The organism is Citrobacter sp. S55_ASV_140, from assembly GCF_018919505.1.
Taxonomy (GTDB): Bacteria; Pseudomonadota; Gammaproteobacteria; order Enterobacterales; family Enterobacteriaceae; genus Citrobacter; species Citrobacter werkmanii.
In genome coordinates this window covers 13,886-36,460 of sequence record NZ_JAHLQZ010000029.1, presented here as the reverse complement: position 1 = coordinate 36,460, position 22,575 = coordinate 13,886, and the positions used below count along the sequence as shown (strand labels likewise).

Below are 22,575 nucleotides of genomic sequence, written 5' to 3'. Positions count from 1 at the left end.
CGCAGGCGCTGCGCGAGCCGACCTCTGCGCCCGTTTCGCCTTAAAAGACACCCCGGCAGCTTTGCGCTGGCTGGAAGAGAACCAGCTTGAAGATGGCCGTGAGTGCTTGCTGCGTCGCGTGATCAGCAGCGACGGCCGCTCCCGTGGCTTTATTAACGGTACCGCCGTTCCGCTGTCACAGCTTCGTGAGCTGGGCCAGCTGCTGATTCAAATCCACGGCCAGCACGCGCACCAGCTTCTGACGAAATCCGAACACCAAAAATTCCTGCTCGATGGTTACGCCAATGAAGCATCCCTGACCCAGGAAATGACCGCGCGCTATCAGCTATGGCACCAAAGCTGCCGCGATCTGGCGCATCATCAGCAACAAAGTCAGGAACGCGCAGCACGGGCGGAACTGTTGCAATATCAGCTAAAAGAATTGAACGAATTCAACCCGCAGCCGGGCGAGTTTGAGCAAATTGATGAAGAGTACAAGCGTCTGGCTAACAGCGGGCAATTGCTCACCACCAGCCAGCAGGCGCTGGCTATCCTCGCGGATGGCGAAGACATCAATCTGCAGAGCCAATTGTACAACGCAAAGCACCTGGTCACTGAACTCGCAGGCATGGACGGCAAACTTTCCGGTATCCTGGATATGCTGGAAGAGGCAACCATTCAGCTCAGCGAAGCCAGCGATGAACTGCGCCACTATTGCGATCGTCTGGATTTAGACCCTAACCGTTTGTTCGAACTTGAGCAGCGTATTTCAAAGCAAATCTCGTTGGCACGTAAGCATCACGTCTCCCCGGAAGCGTTGCCGCAGTTCTATCAGTCTTTGTTAGATGAGCAACAGCAACTTGACGATCAGGCCGACTCGCTCGAAACCTTAACCCTGGCGGTGAACAATCACCACCAGCAGGCGCTGGAAACAGCAAAAAGGTTGCACCAACAGCGCCAGCATTATGCGCAGGAACTGGGACAACTCATTACCGAGAGTATGCATACCCTTTCGATGCCGCATGGTCTCTTTTGCATTGATGTAAAATTTGATGAGCACCATCTGAGCGCGGACGGCGCCGATCGTGTGGAGTTTAAAGTTACCACTAACCCGGGTCAGCCGTTACAGCCGATCGCGAAAGTTGCTTCTGGCGGCGAGCTGTCGCGCATCGCTCTGGCTATTCAGGTTATTACCGCACGTAAAATGGAAACCCCGGCGCTGATTTTCGATGAGGTTGATGTCGGCATCAGCGGTCCGACGGCTGCGGTCGTGGGCAAAATGCTGCGTCAGTTGGGGGAATCAACCCAGGTTATGTGCGTAACTCACCTGCCGCAGGTTGCTGGTTGTGGTCATCAACATTTCTATGTCAGCAAGGAAACTGACGGCGCAATGACGGAAACACACATGCAGCCGCTTGATAAACGTGCGCGTCTGCAGGAGTTAGCCCGCTTACTTGGCGGAAGCGAAGTCACGCGCAACACCCTCGCAAACGCAAAAGAACTGCTGGCGGCATAAACTTTTTTCCCTTGTGAAGGTCTGAGTTCAACATAAAATCGCCGACCGACCCGACAGCAAAAGGTTTTAAAGTGGTGAAAGGTCTATTATCATCGGCATATTACATATGAGCCGCGTACTGCTCGGGCCCGAAAAGGAATCAAATCACTATGCGCTGTAAAACGCTGACTGCTGCTGCAGCAGTACTACTGATGTTGACTGCAGGCTGTTCCACTCTGGAGCGAGTGGTTTACCGTCCTGACATCAACCAGGGAAATTATCTGACACCGACCGATGTCGCCAAAGTGCGTACAGGCATGACGCAACAGCAGGTTGCTTATGCTCTGGGTACCCCGATGATGTCCGATCCTTTTGGCACAAACACCTGGTTCTATGTGTTCCGTCAGCAACCTGGACATGAAGGCGTAACTCAGCAAACGCTGACGCTGACCTTTAACAGCAGCGGCGTATTGACCAACATTGATAACAAACCTGCCCTAACCGACAACAAGTAGGTTTGAGAGATCAAAAAAAGGTGCTCAATGAGTACCTTTTTTATTGTCTGTTATTTTTTAGCGGATTTCTCTGCTCGCTGCCTGCGCAGCTCTTTGGGATCGGCAATCAGCGGCCGATAAATTTCCACCCGATCGCCGTCATGCAGAACATCCGCAAGCTTTACCGGACGGCTGTAGATGCCCACTTTATTTTTGCTGAGATCGATATCATTACGCAATTCCAGCAGCCCGGAAGCGCGGATAGCCTCTTCCACAGTTGCGCCCTGCTGCAGCGTTACGCGCTGTAAATACTGTTTTTCGGGCAGCGCATATGCCACTTCAACGACAATTTTAGCCGACGCTGACACTGTAAACCTCTTTCGCGCGAACCGTGAAAGCCTGCACCATATTCGAAGCCAGCTCTTTAAAGATGCGGCCAAACGCCAGCTCGATGAGTTTATTCGTGAACTCGAAATCGAGATGAAACTCAATGCGACACGCGTCCTGGCTTAACGGCGTAAACTTCCAGCCGCCAATCAGTTTCTTAAACGGTCCATCGACCAGATGCATCAGGATGCTCTGGTTACTGGTCAGTTGGTTACGCGTGGTGAACGTTTTGCTAATCCCTGCTTTGGAGACATCCACTGCGGCAGTCATTTGTCCCGGAGTCGACTCCAGTACGCGGCTACCGGTGCACCCCGGTAAAAACTGGGGATAGGATTTAACATCATTCACTAACTGATACATCTGCTCCGCACTGTAAGGTACTAAAGCGGTCCGGCTAATCTGAGGCATAACAATTTCCATCAATATCAATCACACAAATAATACCATTTATCACTCGCTAAAAAAAACGCTATAGCCCAACTCGTGCTAAGATAGCGCCTTGCGCCCCGCTGGATGAAATGGGGTGTTTTTCGATTCCAGATTACCTATACTGAGCGGCATTATGACGAAGAAAAAAGCACACAAACCTGGCTCAGCCACAATCGCGCTTAACAAACGCGCACGACACGAATACTTTATCGAAGAAGAGTTCGAAGCAGGACTCGCTCTGCAGGGCTGGGAAGTCAAATCCTTGCGCGCAGGTAAAGCTAACATCGGCGATAGCTACGTTATACTCAAAGACGGCGAAGCGTTCCTGTTTGGCGCCAACTTCACACCGATGGCCGTTGCCTCAACACACGTGGTATGCGATCCCACCCGTACCCGTAAGCTACTGTTAAACCAGCGCGAACTCGACTCTTTGTATGGTCGTATGAATCGGGATGGTTATACCGTAGTAGCACTGTCGCTGTACTGGAAGAACGCCTGGTGTAAAGTAAAAATTGGCGTCGCCAAAGGTAAGAAACAACACGACAAGCGCTCCGACGTGAAAGAACGCGAATGGCAGGTGGATAAAGCACGTATTATGAAAAATGCCGGGCGATAACCTTCTTTTCTCTGTGGCCAGTCTATCACCATGATGACTGGCCTTTATTTTTTAGTTATTGAAAGTCGCACAATACATTCATAGTAATTATAGATTCCATTGCTGAATCGTTCAGTTAAAAATACGAACCCCAGCCTGCAGGCAAGCAGTAGTCCAATAAAATAAAACTTCAAGTACTCCCGCGCGCTATTTTTCATCTTTCAAAATAGCATTATTATTACTGTTGTTTATTATTAACAATAAATAACAAAAACAACGATTACAGCAACTTATAAATAAAACCTATTTATCGAAACGTTTAACTCATTTCGCTGAAAAATATCACCATATGTTTTTAATATCTGGACATTGCAGAAAGTTTTCTTTCTGACTATATCATCTAATACGAAAGAACTATTTTGGTGCTCAGACTACGACTTAATTTTTTCAGAAACTGATACCAGTAAATCTTATCCATGAAATTACATGTGTAAGTTCATCATTATGATGAACGAGGCACCTGTCTGCTCATTTTCCCGGCACGCCGTTGCGGATTAATACTCCCGACCTGCCATCAGGAGTGAACATATGCGTCTACTCGCCGTTGTATCGAAGTTGACTGGTGTTTCTACCAACGTTGAAGCCTCTGAAATTACACTCAACTCACCTTCTATTGTGAAACTGTCCGTTTCACGTGAGGAGGTCAGCCAGTTGACTCGTGTTAATCAGGATCTGGTTGTCACACTCCGTTCAGGTGAAACCATCACCATTAAAAATTTTTACGTCGGAAAAGGTGATGCGCAAAACCAGCTCGTTCTGGAAGACAGCAATGGCGCGCTATGGTGGGTTCAGGATACGGATGGTGCTTTCCATTTTCAGCACCTGGACGATCTCACGCCGCTGATGACGGCCGAAGGCAGTCATGACGGAGGCGCAATCTGGCCCTGGGTCCTTGGCGGGGTTGCGGTCGCTGGCGGAATTGGCCTCGCTGCAGGAGGTGGCGGTGGTGGCGGCGGCGGCGGCGGCGGGAGCGATAATAATGCCGGAAACGGTAATGGTAGCGGCGGCAACGGTAATGCCGGAAACGGCAATGGTAACGGCGGCAGCGGTAGTGGCGATGGCGATAACGGCGCGCCGCCAACAACAACCCCCAATATGCCAGACATGCCCGTCATCACCAGCGTAATTGACGACCAGGAGCTTATTACCGGCCTTGTCAATCAACAGGAGTCCACCAACGATAATACGCCTGAACTCCAGGGTACCGGCCCGGCAAATGCCACATTACATATTTTTGATAACGGCGTCGAAATAGGCCAGGTTACTATCGATGCCAACGGCCACTGGTCGTTTACCCCCTCATCCCCTCTTGCAGACGGCACTCACCAGTTTACCGTCAGCGCGTCAAATAATGCGGGTAGTAGTGGGATGTCAGACAGTTGGGTGATTATTGTCGATACGCTTGCCCCTGATGCCCCCGTGGTTACACAGGAAATCGACAATGTCGGTTCCATTACCGGTCTTATCGCCAATGACGGCGAAACCGACGATGCCACGCCAACTCTCACTGGTACTGGCGAAGCAGGGAGTACCATCAGCATCTATGACAATGGCATCCTGATTGGTATGGAGCCAGTAGATGACAATGGTAACTGGACCTTTACGCCTGATACGCCCCTCAGCGACGGCGTTCACAATCTGACGCTGACGCAAACTGACGCCGCAGGTAACGTGAGCGCGGAAACGAGCCTGCCGACATTTACCGTTGATACGACCGCGCCTGCAGGCGCGGTGATTTCCGCAGTAAACCTCGAAGGCACCACGGTAACGGGTAGAGCGGAAGCAGGAAGTCTGGTCACTATCATTGGTAGTAATAGCCAGGTTTTAGGGGCAATAACGGTCGATCAAACCGGCAATTTCGTCATCGCGATTTCCCCCTCACAGACACACGGCGAAGCGTTGCTCGCGAAGATTCAGGATAAGGCGGGCAACATCGGGCCAGATACCCCATTTTATGCCACAAATTCCGGCTATCCGGGCGTACCCGTTATCGTCAGCGTTATGGATGATGCCGCACCGTCAACCGGGTTATTGAGCAACAATCAGGCTACCAACGATCAAACGCCAACGCTCTCTGGCACTGCGGACGCTAACAGCACCGTTAACATTTATAACAATGGTGCGATTATCGAAAGCGTGGTTGCCGACGCCAATGGCAACTGGAGCTGGACATCCGCCACGCCGTTGCCGGAAGGGCCGCACGCTTTCAGCGCCACGGCAACAAACCAGCTAGGGACAGGCGGTATGTCGCCAACATTTAATATTAGTATCGACATACAGCCGCCGTCGCCACCAGACGATCTCAGCGTCTCCGCAGACGGCAGTGTTGTCACCGGGACGGCCGAGCCGGGCAATACTGTCGTTATCACCGACAGTAATAGCACTCCGATCGGCAGCGGCGTCGCCGGAGAAGATGGATCATTTACCATCCCCATTACCCCGCCACAGACCAATGGCGAAACGATTACCGCCATCGCGACCGATCCGGCAGGCAACCCAAGCCAGCCAGAAACCACGCTCGCGCCAGATATCACGGCCCCGCAGCCGCCCGCTAACCTGATAATTAATCCTACGGGCGATCAGGTTACCGGCACCGCAGAACCCAACAGTACAGTACATATTCTGGATCCAGATGGCGCGATCATTGGAACAGCAACTGCTGGCCCGAGCGGAGATTTCACCGCCACGCTGGTTCCGCCGCAGACTAACGGTGAACGCCTTAACGCGAATGCAACGGATGCAGCAGGCAATACCAGCGGTAACACTCCGATTACCGCACCAGATACCACAGCACCTGATGCGCCAACCGGCGTCATCGTCGCCGGGGACGGCGGTTCTGTAAGCGGACATGCCGAAGCGGGAAGCACCGTCACTGTCAAAGACAGCAACGGCAATCAGATTGGTGTTGGTCAGGCTGACAACGGTGGCAACTTCACCGTGTCGATTACACCGTCGCAAATGAACGGCGAAACGGTAAAAGTCACCGCAACTGACAACAATAATAACGAAAGTCTGCCAACCTCGGCGCTGGCACCGGATATCACCGCACCAAACCAGCCGATTATCATTGCCGTGACGGATGATGTCGCGGATGTCATCGGCCCCATCAGTAACAACGGCTTAACTAACGACGATAAACCTAAACTCGAAGGCACTGCCGAGGCCGGAGCTCAGGTTAAAATTTACGATAACGGCGAACTGTTAACGACCGTCACCGCTGATCTCAACGGTAACTGGAACTACACGCCCACAACAGCGTTGACCCAGGGCGCGCACATATTTACGGTGACGGCAACCGATGCCGCCAGCAATACCAGTAGCGCTGCAAGCTGGAAAATAATTGTCGATAGTCTCGCTCCGACCGTCCCCGTGATTACGCTGATTAACGATGATGTCGGCAGCATCACAGGTAGCGTCGCGAACAACGGTTGGGTCACCAACGATAATACGCCAACCATATCAGGCACCGGTGAACCCGGTTCTTTGGTGAGCCTGTACGATGGCAGTTTGCTGATGACAGTCATGCTTGTCGATAGCACGGGAACCTGGAGTTATACCGTTCCAGCAAATCAGGCGCTCAGCGACCGCATCCACCAGTTTACAGTCTCTGCTACAGATGCCGCTGGTAACGTCGTCACCTCCTCCACCGTGGTCAGCGTTACCGTAGATACCCAACCGCCAGGCAATCCTGTCATTTTGACTGCCACCGACGACGTCGGGAATGCGCCGATTGATCTGTCCACCGGTAGCCGCTCAAACGATACTTTGCCGCTGCTGAAAGGGACCGGGACAGCCGGTTCTACCATCACCCTCTATGATGGCGCCACGTCGATTGGTAGCACAACGGTATTACCTGATGGCACCTGGAGTATTCAACTCAGCCAGCCGCTCAGTGAAGGTCCACATAGTTTGTCAGCAATTGCGACAGACGTTGCAGGCAACGCCAGTAACCCAGGTAATTTCACGCTGACCATTGATACCACCCCACCGCCAGCCCCGGTTATCAGCTCAGCAGAAGGTCTGATTGGCACAAGCCTTCAAACGTTGAGCAACGGTGGCAGTACCAAGAGCACGACCCCCGAACTGTCCGGAACCGGCGAGCCTGGCGCGACGATTACCCTTTACGATAACAACGCTTTTCTTGGTACCACCACCGTTCAGCCAAATGGAAGCTGGACATATACGCCGACAGGTCCACTGCCGGACGGTCCGCATAAATTTACGGCGACGGCGACCGATGTGGCTGGCAACACGGGGATCCCGTCAGCAGGCTTTACGCTGACGGTAGATAACCTGCCGCCAGCAAAACCAGAGCCGCCAACCATAACGGATGACGTCAACCCGATAACCGGCATCATCACTAACGGCATCACTAACGATACCACGCCAACCTTTAGCGGCACGGGCAACCCTGGCGATCTTATTTCTATCTACCTTGATGGCAACACTTCACCGCTGGGTACTGCGACCGTTGGTGCAGATGGCTCCTGGAGCTTTACGCCCACCAGCCCCATTAATCCGGATAATTATCAGGTCACCCTCACTGCAACCGATCCTGCTGGTAACGTCAGTCCACGTTCGGATGCTGTTGCCCTGGGGATTGATACGACACCTTCAGCGCCGCCGGTGATTATCGCCGCTAACGATAATGTCGGTGACGTCCAGGGCGATGTTGCGGCTAACGGCGTGACCGATGACACCACGCCAACCATTCGAGGTACTGGCACCGACGGGGATATTATTACTCTGTATAACGGCGGTACGGTGCTCGGCACAGCAACGGTGGCAGGCGGAACCTGGAGTATTACGCCCGGGACGGCACTGACCAACGGGAGCTACACGCTGATCGCCACCGCAACCGATCCGGCCGGTAACATCAGCGACAGCTCAAACAGCATTTCGTTTACGGTTAACAACACGAAGCTGACCCTACCGCTGGTCACGGATATTCAGGATAACGTCGGCGTCTTTACCGGTTCGCTAATCAGCGGCAGCGTGACGGACGATACAATGCCAACCATTAGTGGGACCGGCACACCGGGCAGTACGGTGTTAATTTATGACGGCACAACGACACCGATTGCCACGACTATCGTTGCCGCGAACGGCAGTTGGAGTGTCGAAGTTCCCCTTACGCCCAACGTTACTCACACATTGACCTTCGGTGCCCGGGATGGGGCCGGTAACGTACTGGCGGCAGATAATCCGCTAACGTTGATTGTCGATACGCTGCCTCCTGACATTCCAGTTGTTACCAGCGTAGATCCTGATGGGACGAAAGTAAGCGGCACGGCAGAAATTGGCAGCACGGTAATTATCCGTAGCGGCAACACCGTTCTTGGTCAGGGAGTGGCTGACGGTTCAGGGAACTTTACTGTCAAGATCTCACCGGCACAAACAACGGGTCAGGCGCTCACCGCTATTGCCCAGGATCCTGCAGGCAATCAGAGCGATCCTGCGCCGTTTAACGCCGCCATCTCCAACGTGCCACATCCCCCGACTCTTGAGATTGTCGATGACATCGCGCCCATCATGGGGGTGATAGGCAACGGTAAAACCACTAACGACACCTTACCGCTGCTGCAAGGAACAGCCACCGCTGGAGCGACTGTTAATATTTATATAGATGGTGTGTCACCTGCCATTACAGTGACCGCCGATGCTGTTTCCGGTGCCTGGAGTTATCAGTTACCCACTGCGCTGACTAACGGCACAACCTATAACTTCACCGTGTCACAAACTGTAGGCGGCACCACCAGCGGTTTATCGCCCAACTACGCCATCACCATCGACACCACCGCTCCGCAGGTGACAACTATCACCAGCATCATTGACGATGTTGCCCCTGGCACCGGATCGTTGGATAAAGGGCAAATCACCAACGACTCACGCCCGACATTCAACGGAACCGGCGAAGCAGGCGCAACCATCACGCTTTACGATAAAGGCGTTGCTTATGCCACAACCACGGTAAACAGCAACGGTTTCTGGAGCTTTACCCCGACCGATCCTCTGGGAGAAGGCGACCATCTCTTCACCGCTCGCGCAACAGATGCCGCAGGCAACCAGGGAGATCCGTCCAGTGATTTCCGAATCATTGTCGATACCCTGGCGCCGGATGCCCCCTCCATTGTGACGGTCACAGACAACGTTGGTACAACTCAGACTCTGACCTCCGGACAGTTGACCAACGATAATACCCCAACGCTCGCGGGCACCACTGAAGCGGATTCGGTTGTGACCATCCGCGATAATGGCGTAGTGATTGGCACAACCACCAGCGATGAAAACGGCAACTGGAGCTTTACGCCTGCGCCTGCTCTCGGTGAAGGCAGCCACTCACTGACCGCCTCCGTCACGGATGGCGCGGGCAACATCAGCCCGGCCACGCCACCGTTTGTGGTCGTCGTCGACACGCTTCCCCCTGCTGCGCCAGTCATCACCTCGGTGATTGACGATCAACCCGGTAATACGGCGCTAACTAACGGACAGTTGACCAACGATGCGCTGCCAACGCTGAACGGTAAAGGTGAGATCGGCACCATCATCACGATCCGTGATAATGGTAGCGACTTAGGGACAACTCAGGTGGATGCGTCGGGCAACTGGAGCTTTACGCCAGAAACGCCCCTGGGCCAGGGTCAGCATATATTCACCGCCGTTGCCACCGATGGGGCAGGAAATACGGGCGGAGTATCATCATCGTTTACGATTGAACTGGACTCTATTGCCCCGTCAATACCGGTCATCAGCACGGTGCAGGACAACACCGCCCCGACAACGGGCCCAATAACCAACGGCCAGACCACGAACGAATCCCGTCCGGCCCTGAGTGGCACCGGTGAAATTGGCGCGACGATTACTGTCCTGAGCGACGGTCAGCCCATCGGCACTACGACCGTTGGCGCAAACGGTACCTGGAGCTTAACCCCAACGGATGCACTCAGTAACGGGCCACATACGCTGACCGTCACCGCTACAGACAGCGCGGGTAATACCAGCCTTCCATCCAATGGCTTCGCACTTATCGTCGACACGGTGTTGCCGGGGACGCCGGTCATTACTCAGGTTGCGGATGATGTCGGTCCGGCAACCGGTAATCTGAATAACGGCCAGGCCACAAACGATACACAACCCACACTCAACGGCACAGCTGAAGCCAATTCGACGGTCAAAATTTACGATAACGGAACGTTTATCGGTTCAACCACAGCGGATGGGACGGGCGCCTGGAGCTTCACGCCGCCAGCTCTGGGCAATGGCAACCACGCGCTGACAGCAACCGCGACGGACGCTGCCGGAAACGTCAGCCCAGCGTCCGCTGGATTTAACATCGTTGTTGATACCGTCGCTCCCCTGGCGCCAACCATTATTCAGGCTTTTGATGACGTGCTGCCGGGTACCGGAACGCTGTCGAACGGAGCCTTTACTAACGACACCCGTCCGTTACTCAACGGCTCGGCGGAAGCGGGCGCCCGAGTGGCCATCTACGATAATGGCACGCTGCTGGCGACGGTGACTGCGGCGATAGACGGCACCTGGGAATATCTGCCCGCCACGCTGGGCAACGATCAGCATGTGTTTACCGCCATTGCCACCGACGCCGCCGGCAACGTCAGCCCGGCGTCGAGTGGATTTACTATTAATGTCGACACGCTTGCGCCAACTACCCCGATACTGGTCTCGGTGGTCGATGACGTCGCAGGCGGCGTGTTCAATGCGGCGCTCAGCAACGGGCAACTCACTAACGATGCGCGCCCAACGCTGAACGGCACCGCTGAAGCAGGCAGCACCGTCAGTATCTATGACGGGAGCACCCTGCTGGGAACGGCACTGGTGCAGAGCAATAACAGTTGGTCGTTTACCCCAACCACGCCGCTGGCGAGTGGATCGCACACCTTCACCATCACCGCCACCGACGCGGCGGGCAACACCAGCGGCGCGACGGCCGGTTTTAGCGTCGTGGTGGATACTACCGCCCCGACGCTGCCTGCAATCAGCAGCATTATTGATGATGTCGGACCAAACACCGGCGCGATTGGCAATAATCAGCCAACCAATGACGCACGCCCAACGTTAACCGGCACCACCGAAGCCAATGCGCGGATCGATATTTATGATAACGGCATCTTCGTCGTCAGCGTGACGGCGGACGGCAGCGGCAACTGGAGTTACACCCCGCCCACCGAGCTGGCACAAGGTCCCCACTCCTTTACCATCACCGCAACGGACAGTGCAGGTAACACCAGCGGCACATCGGCTCCCGCAGCGATAGTGGTCGATACCGTCGCGCCAGGCATTCCTGGCGGACTTTCAGTAAACGCCAACGGCACGACGCTCACAGGCGTTGCCGAGCCCAACAGCACGGTCATCATTACCTCTAACGGCGGAACGGTGCTCGGTACGGCAACCGCGAACGCCTCCGGTAACTTCACCTTCACGCTGAACCCACCGCAAATCAGTGGGCAAACGCTGTTGGTTAGCGCACAGGATGCCGCGGGCAACATCGGTACAGCAGGCAATGTTCTGGCACCCTTTACCGGTGTACCGCCTGCGCCCGTTATTGCCAGCGTGTTCGATGACGTCGGCTCGGTCACTGGTCTGGTCACGGCGGGCAAAACCACCAATGACACCCTGCCAACGCTCAGCGGAACGGCGCAGGCTAGCGCCGTGGTCCGACTGTATAACAACGGGGTGTTCATGGGTGCCACGACCGCAGATGGCAATGGGCTCTGGAGCTTTACCCCAACCGGCGCGCTCAGCGAAGGTAACCACGCGTTTACCGCCACGGCAACAAATGCCAACGGCACCAGCGGATTGTCCGGTTCGTTCAGCGTGATTGTGGATACCACCCCGCCATCGGCGCCTACAATACTGATCAGCGCCGATGGCGGAACCGTGAGCGGCGTCGCCGAAGCGGGAAGCACAGTCACTATCTCTCTACCCGGCGGCACCAGCGTGACGGCCATCGCCAACAGCAGCGGTGTCTATAGCGTCAACTTGCCGGTTCGCCAGATTGAAGGTCAATCGCTGTCCGCCACGGCGACCGATGCAGCGGGTAATACATCATCGCCTACAAGCGTTATCGCCCCGGTATTGCCGTTGCTGGCCGAAGACAACATTACCCGTCTGCCGCTACAGACCGATGTGATCGTCAGCACCGAGCATAAAAGCGATTATGGTTTCCTGTTGGTCAACGCGCTGGGTAATGTGGCGAACGTGCTGGGGGACGATACGGCAACCGTCAATTTTAATATCGTCTCTGGCGGCAGCGGATCCATTACGATCAATGCAGCCGCGACCGGCGTGGTCCTGTCACTGCTAAACACGCTGGAGATCGTGATCCAGCGATTTGACAGCTCGCTGAATGCCTGGGTGACGGTAGTGGATACCGGCCTACCCAACTTTGCCAGCCTTCTCACCTTAGGCGCTTCTGGCGTAACGCTTAATTACAGCGGACTGACGGGGGGTGATTACCGTGTCGTAAGCTATAACACCAACCTGCTGGCAACGGGCTCTTACACCAGCCTTGATGTCGCGGTGGTGAAAAGCAGCGCCGGGACCATCATCGGCGGTACGACGGAATCTGGCAACATCATCACGGATATCGATCCCACCAACGGGCAGGATAACGCGCCGTCTGGCACGCTGGTCACCTCCGTAACCGACGGTAACGGCAACATCGTGAGCGTCCCGGCGGGCGGTATTGATGTGCAGGGGAAATACGGCATCCTGCATATTAATCAGAACGGTAGCTATACCTACACCCTGACCAATACGTCAATTTCAGTGTATGGACGCTCCGAAAGTTTCACCTATACGCTGACGCATGGCGCAGATAGCTCATCGGCAAAACTGGTGGTAACGCTGGGCCAGCCCCCAGCGACCAGTACAGTCACAGCAGCAGATGATATTGCCGCGCTGACTTACGGGACACAGGTCATTGCGATCGATAATGGAACGTCAAAACAAACCGGCTTCACGCTCGTTAACGTTGGACTGGGTAATGTGCTGGACGTCAGTCTGGTTAACGGCCTGACCAACCCTATCAAATTCAACGTGGATGATGGCGCAACCCGCACGCTGACCGTGCAGGCGAATGTTCTCGGCGTGACGGTGGGCGGCTTTGATCTCTACATTTATCGCTTCAATGAGTCTATTCAGCAATATGAACAGTTCCGTGTGAAGCCCAATTGGGTCACCGCGGTGTTAGCCGGCGGCTCTACGGAATACACCATCACGCTGCCTGGCGGAGACTATCTGTTCCTGCTTAACGCTTCCGGCGGTCTGGCTCTGGCAACCACTTATACACTGGACATTAAGGCGGATCATACCTACGCCGTAGACAGCCTGAGCGCGTCGACCAACGGAAATCTGTTGGTCAATGACTCGGCTCCGGCCAATACCGTTATTACCGAGGTGAACGGCGTCGCCGTTAACGGGACGGGCATCACAACCATAAACGGGCAGTACGGCACGCTGACTATTGATGCGAAGGGGAACTACACCTACACGTTAAAAAGCGGGCTGGGCGCGGACGGCATCAACACCCCTGACAGCTTTGTGTATAAGGTCCGGGCGCCAAACGGCGACACCGGCAGCGCGTCGCTGAACATTACGGCAACCCCGCAGGCACTGGATGCCGTCAACGACATCAGCCCCCTGATGCCGGTCACCACGCAGGCGGATACATCCCGGTCGTTCACCGATAATAGCGTCGGTAACGCCAGTTGGAACGCCCAACTCTTGTCAGCAACGTCACAAAATGGCACAGGAACTATTGAGGTTGCAGCGGGAACGGCGGTGCAAAACGCCATCCTGCATTTTAACGTCGCTTCAGGTCTGACGCTGGGCGGACTAACCGTCACCTGGACACTGTACGACAGTAATAACGTCAAGGTGACTAACGGCTCGTTCAACGGCGGATTGCTGGTTGGCGGCAATATTGATATTGCCCTGAGCGGGATCGTACTGCATAGCGGTAACTACCGCCTCGACTACACCGGCAGCGTCGGAGCCCTGGGCTTGGGGAATATCACCATCACCCCAAGCGTAAAAGGCACGATAATCGATCTGCAAAACTTCGAGACCTCCGCCGCAAACAGCGTCACGGGTAATATCTATGACGGAGACCATATTGCCAGCGTGCATACCCTGCTGACGGTGAACGGCACTGGCGGTAGCACTGCCACATTGGATCCGCTTGGCAACACGACCAGCGCCATCATTAACGGTCTGTACGGCAAACTGACCATCGGCATAGACGGCCATTACACCTATGCCCTCAACAGCGATGTGTCACTGGCCTCCATCACGACCAAAGAGACGTTCAACTACACCCTCAACGACCAGCAAGGCCATACCGATACCGCCACGCTGACCATCGACATGAATCCGCAGGTCGTGAGCACCGTGGATGCCGATCGTCTGACCGGCAGCGCATACGGCGATACGCTGATTTATCACCTGCTTAATGCCAACAACGCAACCGGAGGGAACAACAGCGACAGTTGGACCAACTTCTCGATGGCCCAGGGCGACAAGATCGATATCCACGAACTGCTGAGCGGATGGAACCATCAGGCTTCTACGCTTGGGAACTACGTACAGGTCACCACCAACGGATCCAACACCGTGATCGCCATCGACCGCGACGGCACGGGTGGAACTTATCAATCCACCAACCTCATCACCCTGGAGAACGTCAACACCACGCTGAATGAACTGCTACAGAACAACCATCTCATCACGGGTGGTTAATCCATAAAGCTCCGGCGCCATGACGCCCGGAGCAACTGCCGTAACGGTTGTATTTTGAAAGGGATGAGATATGGGAAAAGTCATGCCCGTGGCATTACTGCTGGCATTAACACTGTGTTCCATGCGGGTGAATGCCGAAGATGAGCCGCAAGTTATTACGCCGGAAGGGTTGGCAAACAGCCAGATGCTTCCAAGCCTTGACGGCTCCGTCGCCGATCTGCCGCTAAGCCCTGCCGCCCCTGGAACTCTGACGCTGAACGATGCCGTGAGTCGTGCCGTGAGTTGGCACCCTTCCATTCGTGAATCTATCGGCAAACTGCTCTCACAGAATGAGCAGATAGACGTAGCGAAATCGAAATATTACCCGCAGGTAACTGCCGGAATGAACAACGGCTACAGCAATACTTACACCGACCACGGTTTTAGCCCGGCCCTGGTTATCTCGGTGTCACAAATGCTGTATGACTTCGGCAAAGTGGCCAGCCAGGTCCGCGCTGAAACCGCAGGATCCGCGCAACAACAGGCTAATGTGTTACTCAGTATTGATACCATCGCCCACGCGACCGCCAACGCGATAGTCCAGGTGCAGACGTGGCAGCAAATGGTGGACGCCGCCGAGGAGCAACTCTCCGCTCTGAACGGCATTGGCCGATTGACCCGGCAACGCAATGATGAAGGCGCAACCTCACTATCAGACGTGGTGCAAACCGATGCGCGTATAGAGTCCGCGCGTTCGCAACTGGCGCAGTACCAGGCCAATCTCGACAGCAGCAAGGCAACGCTGATGAGTTTTCTCGGCTGGAACTCGCTCAACGGCATCAGCAATGAATTTCCCGGCAAACTGGACAGCAGTTGTGATGTCGTTAAACCCGACGATAAGCTGGTTCCTGCCGTGCTGGCGGCGTGGGCGCAGGCGAATGTGGCGCAGGCCAATCTCGACTACGCCAACGCGCAAATGACGCCGACTATCTCTCTGGAGCCGTCGGTTCAGCACTATCTCAACGACAAATACCCCAGCCATGAGGTGCTCGACAAAACCCAGTACTCCGCATGGGTAAAAGTTGAAATGCCGCTGTATCAGGGAGGCGGACTTACCGCCAGACGCAACGCCGCCAGTCATGCGGTTGAGTCAGCCCAGTATTCCATTCAACGAACCCGGCTTGAGGTACGGCAGAAATTACTGGAATCCCGCAGCCAGGCGATGAGTCTCGCCACCGCTCTGCAAATTCTGCGACGCCAGCAGCGACTGAGTGCACAAACGCGCGAGCTGTATCAACAGCAGTATCTGGATCTTGGCTCTCGCCCGTTGCTCGATGTGCTTAACGCCGAGCAGGAGGTGTATCAGGCGCGTTTTGCTGAACTCCAGACCCAAAACCAGCTACGCCAGTTACAGCTGAACTGCCTCTACAACACCGGCTCGCTACGCCAGGCATTCGCCTTAAATAACCGCAGCATTCAATCGGTGGAGATACAGCTATGAGCGACGTCGATTCACATGCGGAAGAGGCCATTGGCGAACAGGCCCTGAGCCAGTGGGCGCAGGCGATGACGTATATTGCCAGCCACTATCGCGTTGCCTGCTCCCCCGGCGCAATCCAGGCCAACGCTCCATGGTTTGCAGGAAAAAACCGCACCCTCGCGCTGACGCAACTGGCGCGCCAGGCAGGCCTGTCATTTCACGCACTGGATACCACAAAGCAGGCGTTCAGCCAGTGGCGTTTACCGGTAGTGGCTGAACTGCGCGACGGCCAAATCATGGTGCTAGAACATTTCAACGGTGACGATGCGCTGGATGTTTTTATCATCGCCGAAGAGGGGCAGCGTAACCGGCTGACGGTTGCAGAGCTTGTGCCGGAGCTCGTAAGCATTACCGCGCTGCGTCCGCTTTCGGCGCTAAAAGACAGTCGGGTAGACCGCTATATTTCTCGCTTTAAGCCCGACTGGATGCGCGAACTGGTTTTACAGGATATCCGCCCTTACCTGCCGGTGATGGTTGCCGCTTTCCTGATTAACGTTCTGTCGCTCGCCGGGATTATCTTTTCGATGCAGGTCTACGATCGGGTGATTCCGGCCCAGTCGTATCCGACGCTGTATGTTCTCTCAACCGGCGTTCTGGTGGCGGTACTGTTTGGCTTTCTGCTGCGCGAAGCACGTACCCACATTATGGATCTGCTGGGTAAACGCGCCGATATGCGCATTTCCGATCGGGTGTTCAGTCATGCCCTGCGGCTGCGTAATAGCGCCGTACCTCGCTCTACGGGGAGCTTTATTTCTCAACTCCGCGAGCTGGAGCAGGTTCGCGAGATGATCACCTCCTCGACTATGTCGACTATTGTCGATCTGCCTTTTTTCTTTCTGTTTATCGTGGTATTGGCCTGCATTGCCCCGCCGCTGGCATGGATAGCGCCCGTCGCCGCCCTGCTGATGATCCTACCTGGTTTACTGTTACAGAAGAAGCTGGCGGTGCTCGCCAACCAGGCCGCACATGAATCCACCCTGCGCAACGCGGTACTGGTTGAAAGCGTTCAGGGGCTGGAGGACATCAAGCTGATGCAGGCGGAAAACCGCTTTTTACAGCAGTGGAACAGCTACATCCGCATTACCGGAGAGTCCGGACTGCGCACGCGCAAGCTGACTCAGGGGCTGATTGGTTGGGGCATGTCGGTACAAAGCCTGGTCTACGCCGCCATTATTATGTTCGGCGCGCCGATGGTCATTGAAGGCACGATGACCACCGGGGCCGTGGTGGCCGCCTCCATGCTCGGTTCCAGAATGATTGCCCCAATGGCTAACCTGTGCGGCGTGCTGGCCCGCTGGCAGCAGGTCAAAGCAGCGAAGATGGGGTTGGACAGCATCATGCAGCTCCCCACCGAAACGCAATACGATGAAGATCGGGTACATCAGGAGATTCTTCACGGTCATTATCTCTTTGAAAACGCGCACTTTCGCTACCACAGTGACGATCAGCGCGTGCCGCTGCGTATCTCACGTCTGGAGATCATGCCCGGGGAACGAATAGCGCTCCTCGGTCGTAACGGCGCGGGGAAATCAACGCTGCTGCAGGCCATGGCGGGCAGCGTGGAGATTATTCAGGGTGAGGTCCGACTCGATAACCTAAGCCTGGCGCAAATCGATATGGCCGATTTACGCCGCAACATCGGTTTTCTCAGCCAGAATGCGCGGCTGTTTTTCGGCACCCTGCGTGAGAACCTGACTCTCGGCGCGCCGCATGCCAGCGACGCGCAGATATTCGACGCGCTGGAGGTCAGCGGCGCAGCGGCTTTCGTTAAACAACTCGCCAAAGGGCTGGCGCATCCGATTATGGAGGGCGGCAACGGTCTGTCCGGTGGACAGCGGCAGTCGATTTTGCTGGCAAGAATGCTGCTGCGCTCACCCAATATCGTGCTATTGGACGAACCCAGCGCTTCACTGGATGAACATACCGAGCGGGAGTTTATTCAGCGGCTAAACCTCTGGCTGGGCAACCGCACACTGATTGTCGCCACCCATCGCGTGCCGGTTCTGGAGCTAGTCGAGCGCGTGGTGGTATTGAAAGAAGGCCAACTGGTGATGGATGCCCCGAAAGCGCAGGCGTTGAGTGCGAGTCGGGCACCTGTACCTACTCACGGTCGGGAGTGGAAAAATGAAAACCAATCCGCATGACGCCGCCATGGACGATCTGGATATCCGCCGCGAACACCATTTTTCCGGGGCCAGCCGCATTATTCTGCTCAGCACGCTGTTATTTGCCGTGCTGGGTATCTGGGCGTATTTCGGTAAACTTGATGAAGTCTCGACCGGCAGCGGGAAAGTGATCCCCAGCTCACGTGAGCAGGTATTGCAGTCGCTGGATGGCGGGATCCTCGCCGAGCTGACGGTACGCGAGGGCGATAAGGTGCAGGCCAATCAAATCGTAGCGCGCCTCGATCCTACCCGCTCTGAGTCCAACGTTGGGGAAAGCGCCGCCCGCTATCGCGCCTCGTTGGCTTCCAGCGCGCGGCTTAATGCTGAAGTTAACGATCTGCCGCTGACCTTTCCCGATTCACTACGCGCCTGGCCGGATCTCATCGCCTCCGAAACACGTCTGTACAAAAGCCGCCGCGCGCAGCTTGCTGATTCCATGGCGGAACTGCAGGACGCGCTGGTCTCAGTCAATAAAGAGCTGGCCATTACCCAACGTCTGGAGAAAAGCGGCGCCGCCAGCCATGTGGAAGTGCTGCGCCTGCAACGACAAAAAAGCGATCTGGGATTAAAAATCACTGACCTGCGTTCCCAATACTTTGTGCAGGCGCGTGAAGCGCTGTCTAAAGCCAACGCCGAAGTGGATATGCTGGCGGCCATTTTGAAAGGACGTGAGGATTCCGTCACCCGGTTGACCGTGCGCACGCCCATGCGCGGCATCGTGAAAAATATCCAGGTCACCACCATTGGCGGGGTTATCCCACCCAATGGCGAAATGATGGAAATCGTGCCAATAGACGATCATCTACTCATTGAAACCCGTCTGTCGCCGCGTGATATCGCATTTATTCACCCAGGCCAACGAGCGCTGGTCAAGATAACCGCTTATGACTACGCCATTTATGGCGGTCTGGAAGGCGTAGTTGAAACCATCTCTCCGGACACTATTCAGGATAAAGTGAAACCGGAAATCTTCTACTACCGCGTGTTTATCCGTACCCATCAGGACTACCTGGAGAACAAACTGGGACGCCAGTTCTCCATCGTACCGGGCATGATTGCCACAGTGGATATAAAAACAGGTGAAAAAACCATCGCCGACTATTTAATCAAACCGTTTAATCGGGCTAAAGAAGCGCTACGCGAGCGGTAAATCCTTGAGGATTAGGGGTTGCGGGGGCTGGTCACGCGTGTCACAAGTCTGTTATACTTGCTCTAACACATTGGGGCTGATTCTGGATTCGACGGGATTCGCGAAACCCAAGGTGCATGCCGAGGGGCGGTTGGCCTCGTAAAAAGCCGCAAAAAAATAGTCGCAAACGACGAAAACTACGCTTTAGCAGCTTAATAACCTGCTCTGAGCCCTCTCTCCCTAGCTTCCGCTCTTAAGACGGGGATCAAAGAGAGGTCAAACCCAAAAGAGATCGCGTGGATGCCCTGCCTGGGGTTGAAGCGTTAAAACTAATCAGGCTAGTCTGGTAGTGGCGTGTCCGTCCGCAGGTGCCAGGCGAATGTAAAGACGAACTAAGCATGTAGTACCGAGGATGTAGGAATTTCGGACGCGGGTTCAACTCCCGCCAGCTCCACCAAATATTCATTCATGATGCATCATGAACCTTAAAAAATCCTGTAACTTCAACGAGTTGCAGGATTTTTTGTTGCATGTGTGGTCATGATCTCTGTATGAATCTTGAGCATTATGTATCTTGTTTTGCACCGCGTTGCCTGAACGCTAAAAAAACAAGGTGCAAAAACATGCCTAAGGTATTGAAATCACTAACCAATACCGAGATCGCTGCCGCCAAGCCGCAGAAGACCGAGTATATGCTGCGCGATGGCGACGGACTGGCGTTGTTGATTAAGCCATCCGGCAGAAAGATCTGGTACTTCGAATACACTCCCCCGGCGCTGAAAAAACGGACCAAAATCAGCATTGGCCCCTACCCGGTAGTCACCCTCGCCATGGCGCGAGATTTCAAGTTGCAATACCGGCGCTTACTTGTGCAGGGCATCGACCCGCAGGCCCATCTGGAGCAGGTTGCAGAGGAGCAACGACTCCAGAATGAATGCACGCTGGAAAAAGTGGCGGAACAGTGGCTCAAAGAGAAAAAACGGACCAGCGATCTTAGCGAAGATCACGCCAAAGATGTCTGGCGATCGCTTGAGATGCATGTCTTCCCTTCTCTGGGTAACACGCCCGTCACCGAGATCCGACCGAAGATGCTCAAGGAACATCTCACACCGCTGGAAGAACAGGGCATCCTCGAAACGCTGCGCCGGGTTATCTCACGGCTCAATGAAATCTTCCGCTTCGCCATCTCCGAAGAGCTCATCGAGTTTAACCCAGCAGACAACCTGGTCGCCCGCTTCAAGAAACCGAAAAAGCAGAACATGCCCGCCCTTCACCCCAGCGAACTGGGCAGGCTAATGCTGGCGCTACAAAACGCCTCTATCCGCAAGGAAACACGCTGCCTTATCGAATGGGAGCTACTGACCTGGGTTCGCCCCGGCGAGGCCGTCAGCGCCCGCTGGTGCGACATCGATATGAAAAAAGCGGAATGGCGCATCCCTGACACCTTTATGAAGATGAACCGCTCGCACACGGTGCCGCTCAGCAAACAGGCGCTGCGCGTTCTTCAGATCATGGAGCCCGTCAGCCGCCATCGCCCGTGGGTGTTTCCCAGTATCCGTAAACCGCTGGAGCATATGCACCAGCAGACCGCTAACGCCGCGCTTATCCGTATGGGGTTCGGTGGCGAACTGGTCGCCCACGGCATGCGCAGCATCGCCAGAACAGCGGGTGCAGGTCATTTTCCCCGTGAAGTACTGGAATCGGCATTGGCGCACCAGAAAGAAGATGAGATCGAAGCGGCCTACAACCGCAGCGACTATCTGGAACAAAGGCGACCGCTAATGCAGTGGTGGGGAAACTACGTTGATGCTGCCAGACGGCAGGCGCTGCTCGGTGAAGAAGAACCGCTGCGGATCGTGGAAGGAGAATAATGTGACCAGCCCCATTCGTCAGAATCTGTTTGAACGGGAATGTGATATGCCGCTGCTGGAAGCGCGGCATCTCGCCCTTCTGCTTCTCGGCCTCGATGCTTCCCAACCAGCAAACGCCCTGCCGGAAGAACATCAGGAAAATTACCGTATCCTGCACGACGCCATCAGCCGCACCATCAAAGCTACAGGCATGGTCAGCGCCCCGGCTAATAAACGCATGTTCTATGCCGATGAGATGTTCGCGCTGGCCTGGCGGCTTATTGATGACGAACTGACGCCGCCAGAAATTAAGGCCCGCAGCCTGAAGGCGGTGATGAAACTGTCACGCAACAGCCGTGGCCGCAAGTGGCTGAAGACGCTCGGTGACGACGCGCTACCGGATCTAACTGCTTCAGTACAACCTTCCCTGCGTGGAATGCATAAGCGCGACAAAGCACGGGAGAATACTGCCAGGCTCTGCTGGTTACTGGTTCAGCTTCTGGTTGATGAGACTGACGGACGGTATGGCACGTCTGATAAACCGGCTTCGGATCGGATACTTCGTAAGCTGAAGACGCTGGCTCAGGAGCGGGAAGTGCCGTCGGATGGGCTTGGACGAGGGACGTTTTATGAAGTGTTGAAGATGGGGCGAGAGAAGTAAACGTAGACACACATTCTCATTTTTTTTCCAATTAGTACGACTTTCAATCCTT

Annotated in this window: 11 protein-coding genes and 1 other RNA gene; 10 read left to right on the top strand and 2 right to left on the bottom strand. The window is 55.0% G+C overall.

The annotated features are described in order from the left end of the window. Together recN and bamE are read left to right on the top strand one after the other, a co-directional pair. Window positions 1–1,495, top strand: a 1,495-nt coding sequence (gene recN / locus KQJ18_RS07350) for a DNA repair protein RecN (RefSeq protein ID WP_216421751.1), incomplete at its 5' end; no start/stop codon positions are given. A 149-nt stretch (window positions 1,496–1,644) separates the two neighbouring features. Beyond that, on the top strand, window positions 1,645–1,989 hold the full coding sequence (gene bamE, locus KQJ18_RS07345) for an outer membrane protein assembly factor BamE (RefSeq protein ID WP_003826401.1): 345 nt from the start codon (window positions 1,645–1,647) through the stop codon (window positions 1,987–1,989). A gap of 50 nt (window positions 1,990–2,039) precedes the next feature. On the opposite strand, the gene KQJ18_RS07340 is transcribed toward bamE, so the two are convergent. Both KQJ18_RS07340 and ratA read right to left on the bottom strand, forming a co-directional pair. Beyond that, complete coding sequence (locus tag KQJ18_RS07340) at window positions 2,040–2,336, bottom strand: RnfH family protein (RefSeq protein WP_038642768.1); 297 nt, start codon at window positions 2,334–2,336, stop codon at window positions 2,040–2,042. Then, the gene (ratA, locus tag KQJ18_RS07335) at window positions 2,320–2,763 is read right to left on the bottom strand and encodes a type II toxin-antitoxin system toxin RatA (protein WP_038642770.1); all 444 of its coding nucleotides are present in this window, start codon (window positions 2,761–2,763) and stop codon (window positions 2,320–2,322) included. The genes KQJ18_RS07340 and ratA overlap by 17 nt, the downstream gene beginning before the upstream one ends. 154 nt (window positions 2,764–2,917) lie before the next feature. Here ratA and smpB point away from each other — a divergent pair, with 154 nt between their 5' ends. From smpB to KQJ18_RS07295, 8 genes are all read left to right on the top strand, one after another. Next, a complete protein-coding gene (gene smpB / locus KQJ18_RS07330) occupies window positions 2,918–3,400 on the top strand; it encodes an SsrA-binding protein SmpB (RefSeq protein WP_043017973.1) in 483 nt (160 codons plus the stop codon). 567 nt (window positions 3,401–3,967) lie between these two features. Beyond that, the gene (locus tag KQJ18_RS07325) at window positions 3,968–15,199 is read left to right on the top strand and encodes a BapA/Bap/LapF family large adhesin (protein ID WP_216421749.1); all 11,232 of its coding nucleotides are present in this window, start codon (window positions 3,968–3,970) and stop codon (window positions 15,197–15,199) included. A gap of 70 nt (window positions 15,200–15,269) precedes the next feature. Next, window positions 15,270–16,679 (top strand): TolC family outer membrane protein, encoded by a 1,410-nt coding sequence (locus KQJ18_RS07320; protein WP_216421746.1) that lies wholly within the window; start codon window positions 15,270–15,272, stop codon window positions 16,677–16,679. After that, entirely contained in the window at window positions 16,676–18,862 is a 2,187-nt protein-coding gene (locus tag KQJ18_RS07315) for a type I secretion system permease/ATPase (protein ID WP_216421745.1), read from the top strand. Before KQJ18_RS07320 ends, KQJ18_RS07315 begins: the two co-directional genes overlap by 4 nt. Before the next feature lie 7 nt (window positions 18,863–18,869). Further along, window positions 18,870–20,033, top strand: a complete 1,164-nt coding sequence (locus KQJ18_RS07310; RefSeq protein WP_216421752.1) for an HlyD family efflux transporter periplasmic adaptor subunit — start codon at window positions 18,870–18,872, stop codon at window positions 20,031–20,033. Window positions 20,034–20,105: 72 nt separating this feature from the next. Then, window positions 20,106–20,469, top strand: a transfer-messenger RNA (tmRNA) gene (gene ssrA, locus KQJ18_RS07305). A gap of 166 nt (window positions 20,470–20,635) precedes the next feature. Next, entirely contained in the window at window positions 20,636–21,883 is a 1,248-nt protein-coding gene (locus tag KQJ18_RS07300) for an integrase domain-containing protein (protein ID WP_216421744.1), read from the top strand. A 1-nt stretch (window position 21,884) separates the two neighbouring features. Beyond that, window positions 21,885–22,523: a hypothetical protein gene (locus tag KQJ18_RS07295; RefSeq protein WP_216421743.1), complete on the top strand. Its 639-nt coding sequence runs from the start codon at window positions 21,885–21,887 to the stop codon at window positions 22,521–22,523. Window positions 22,524–22,575: the final 52 nt, after the last annotated feature.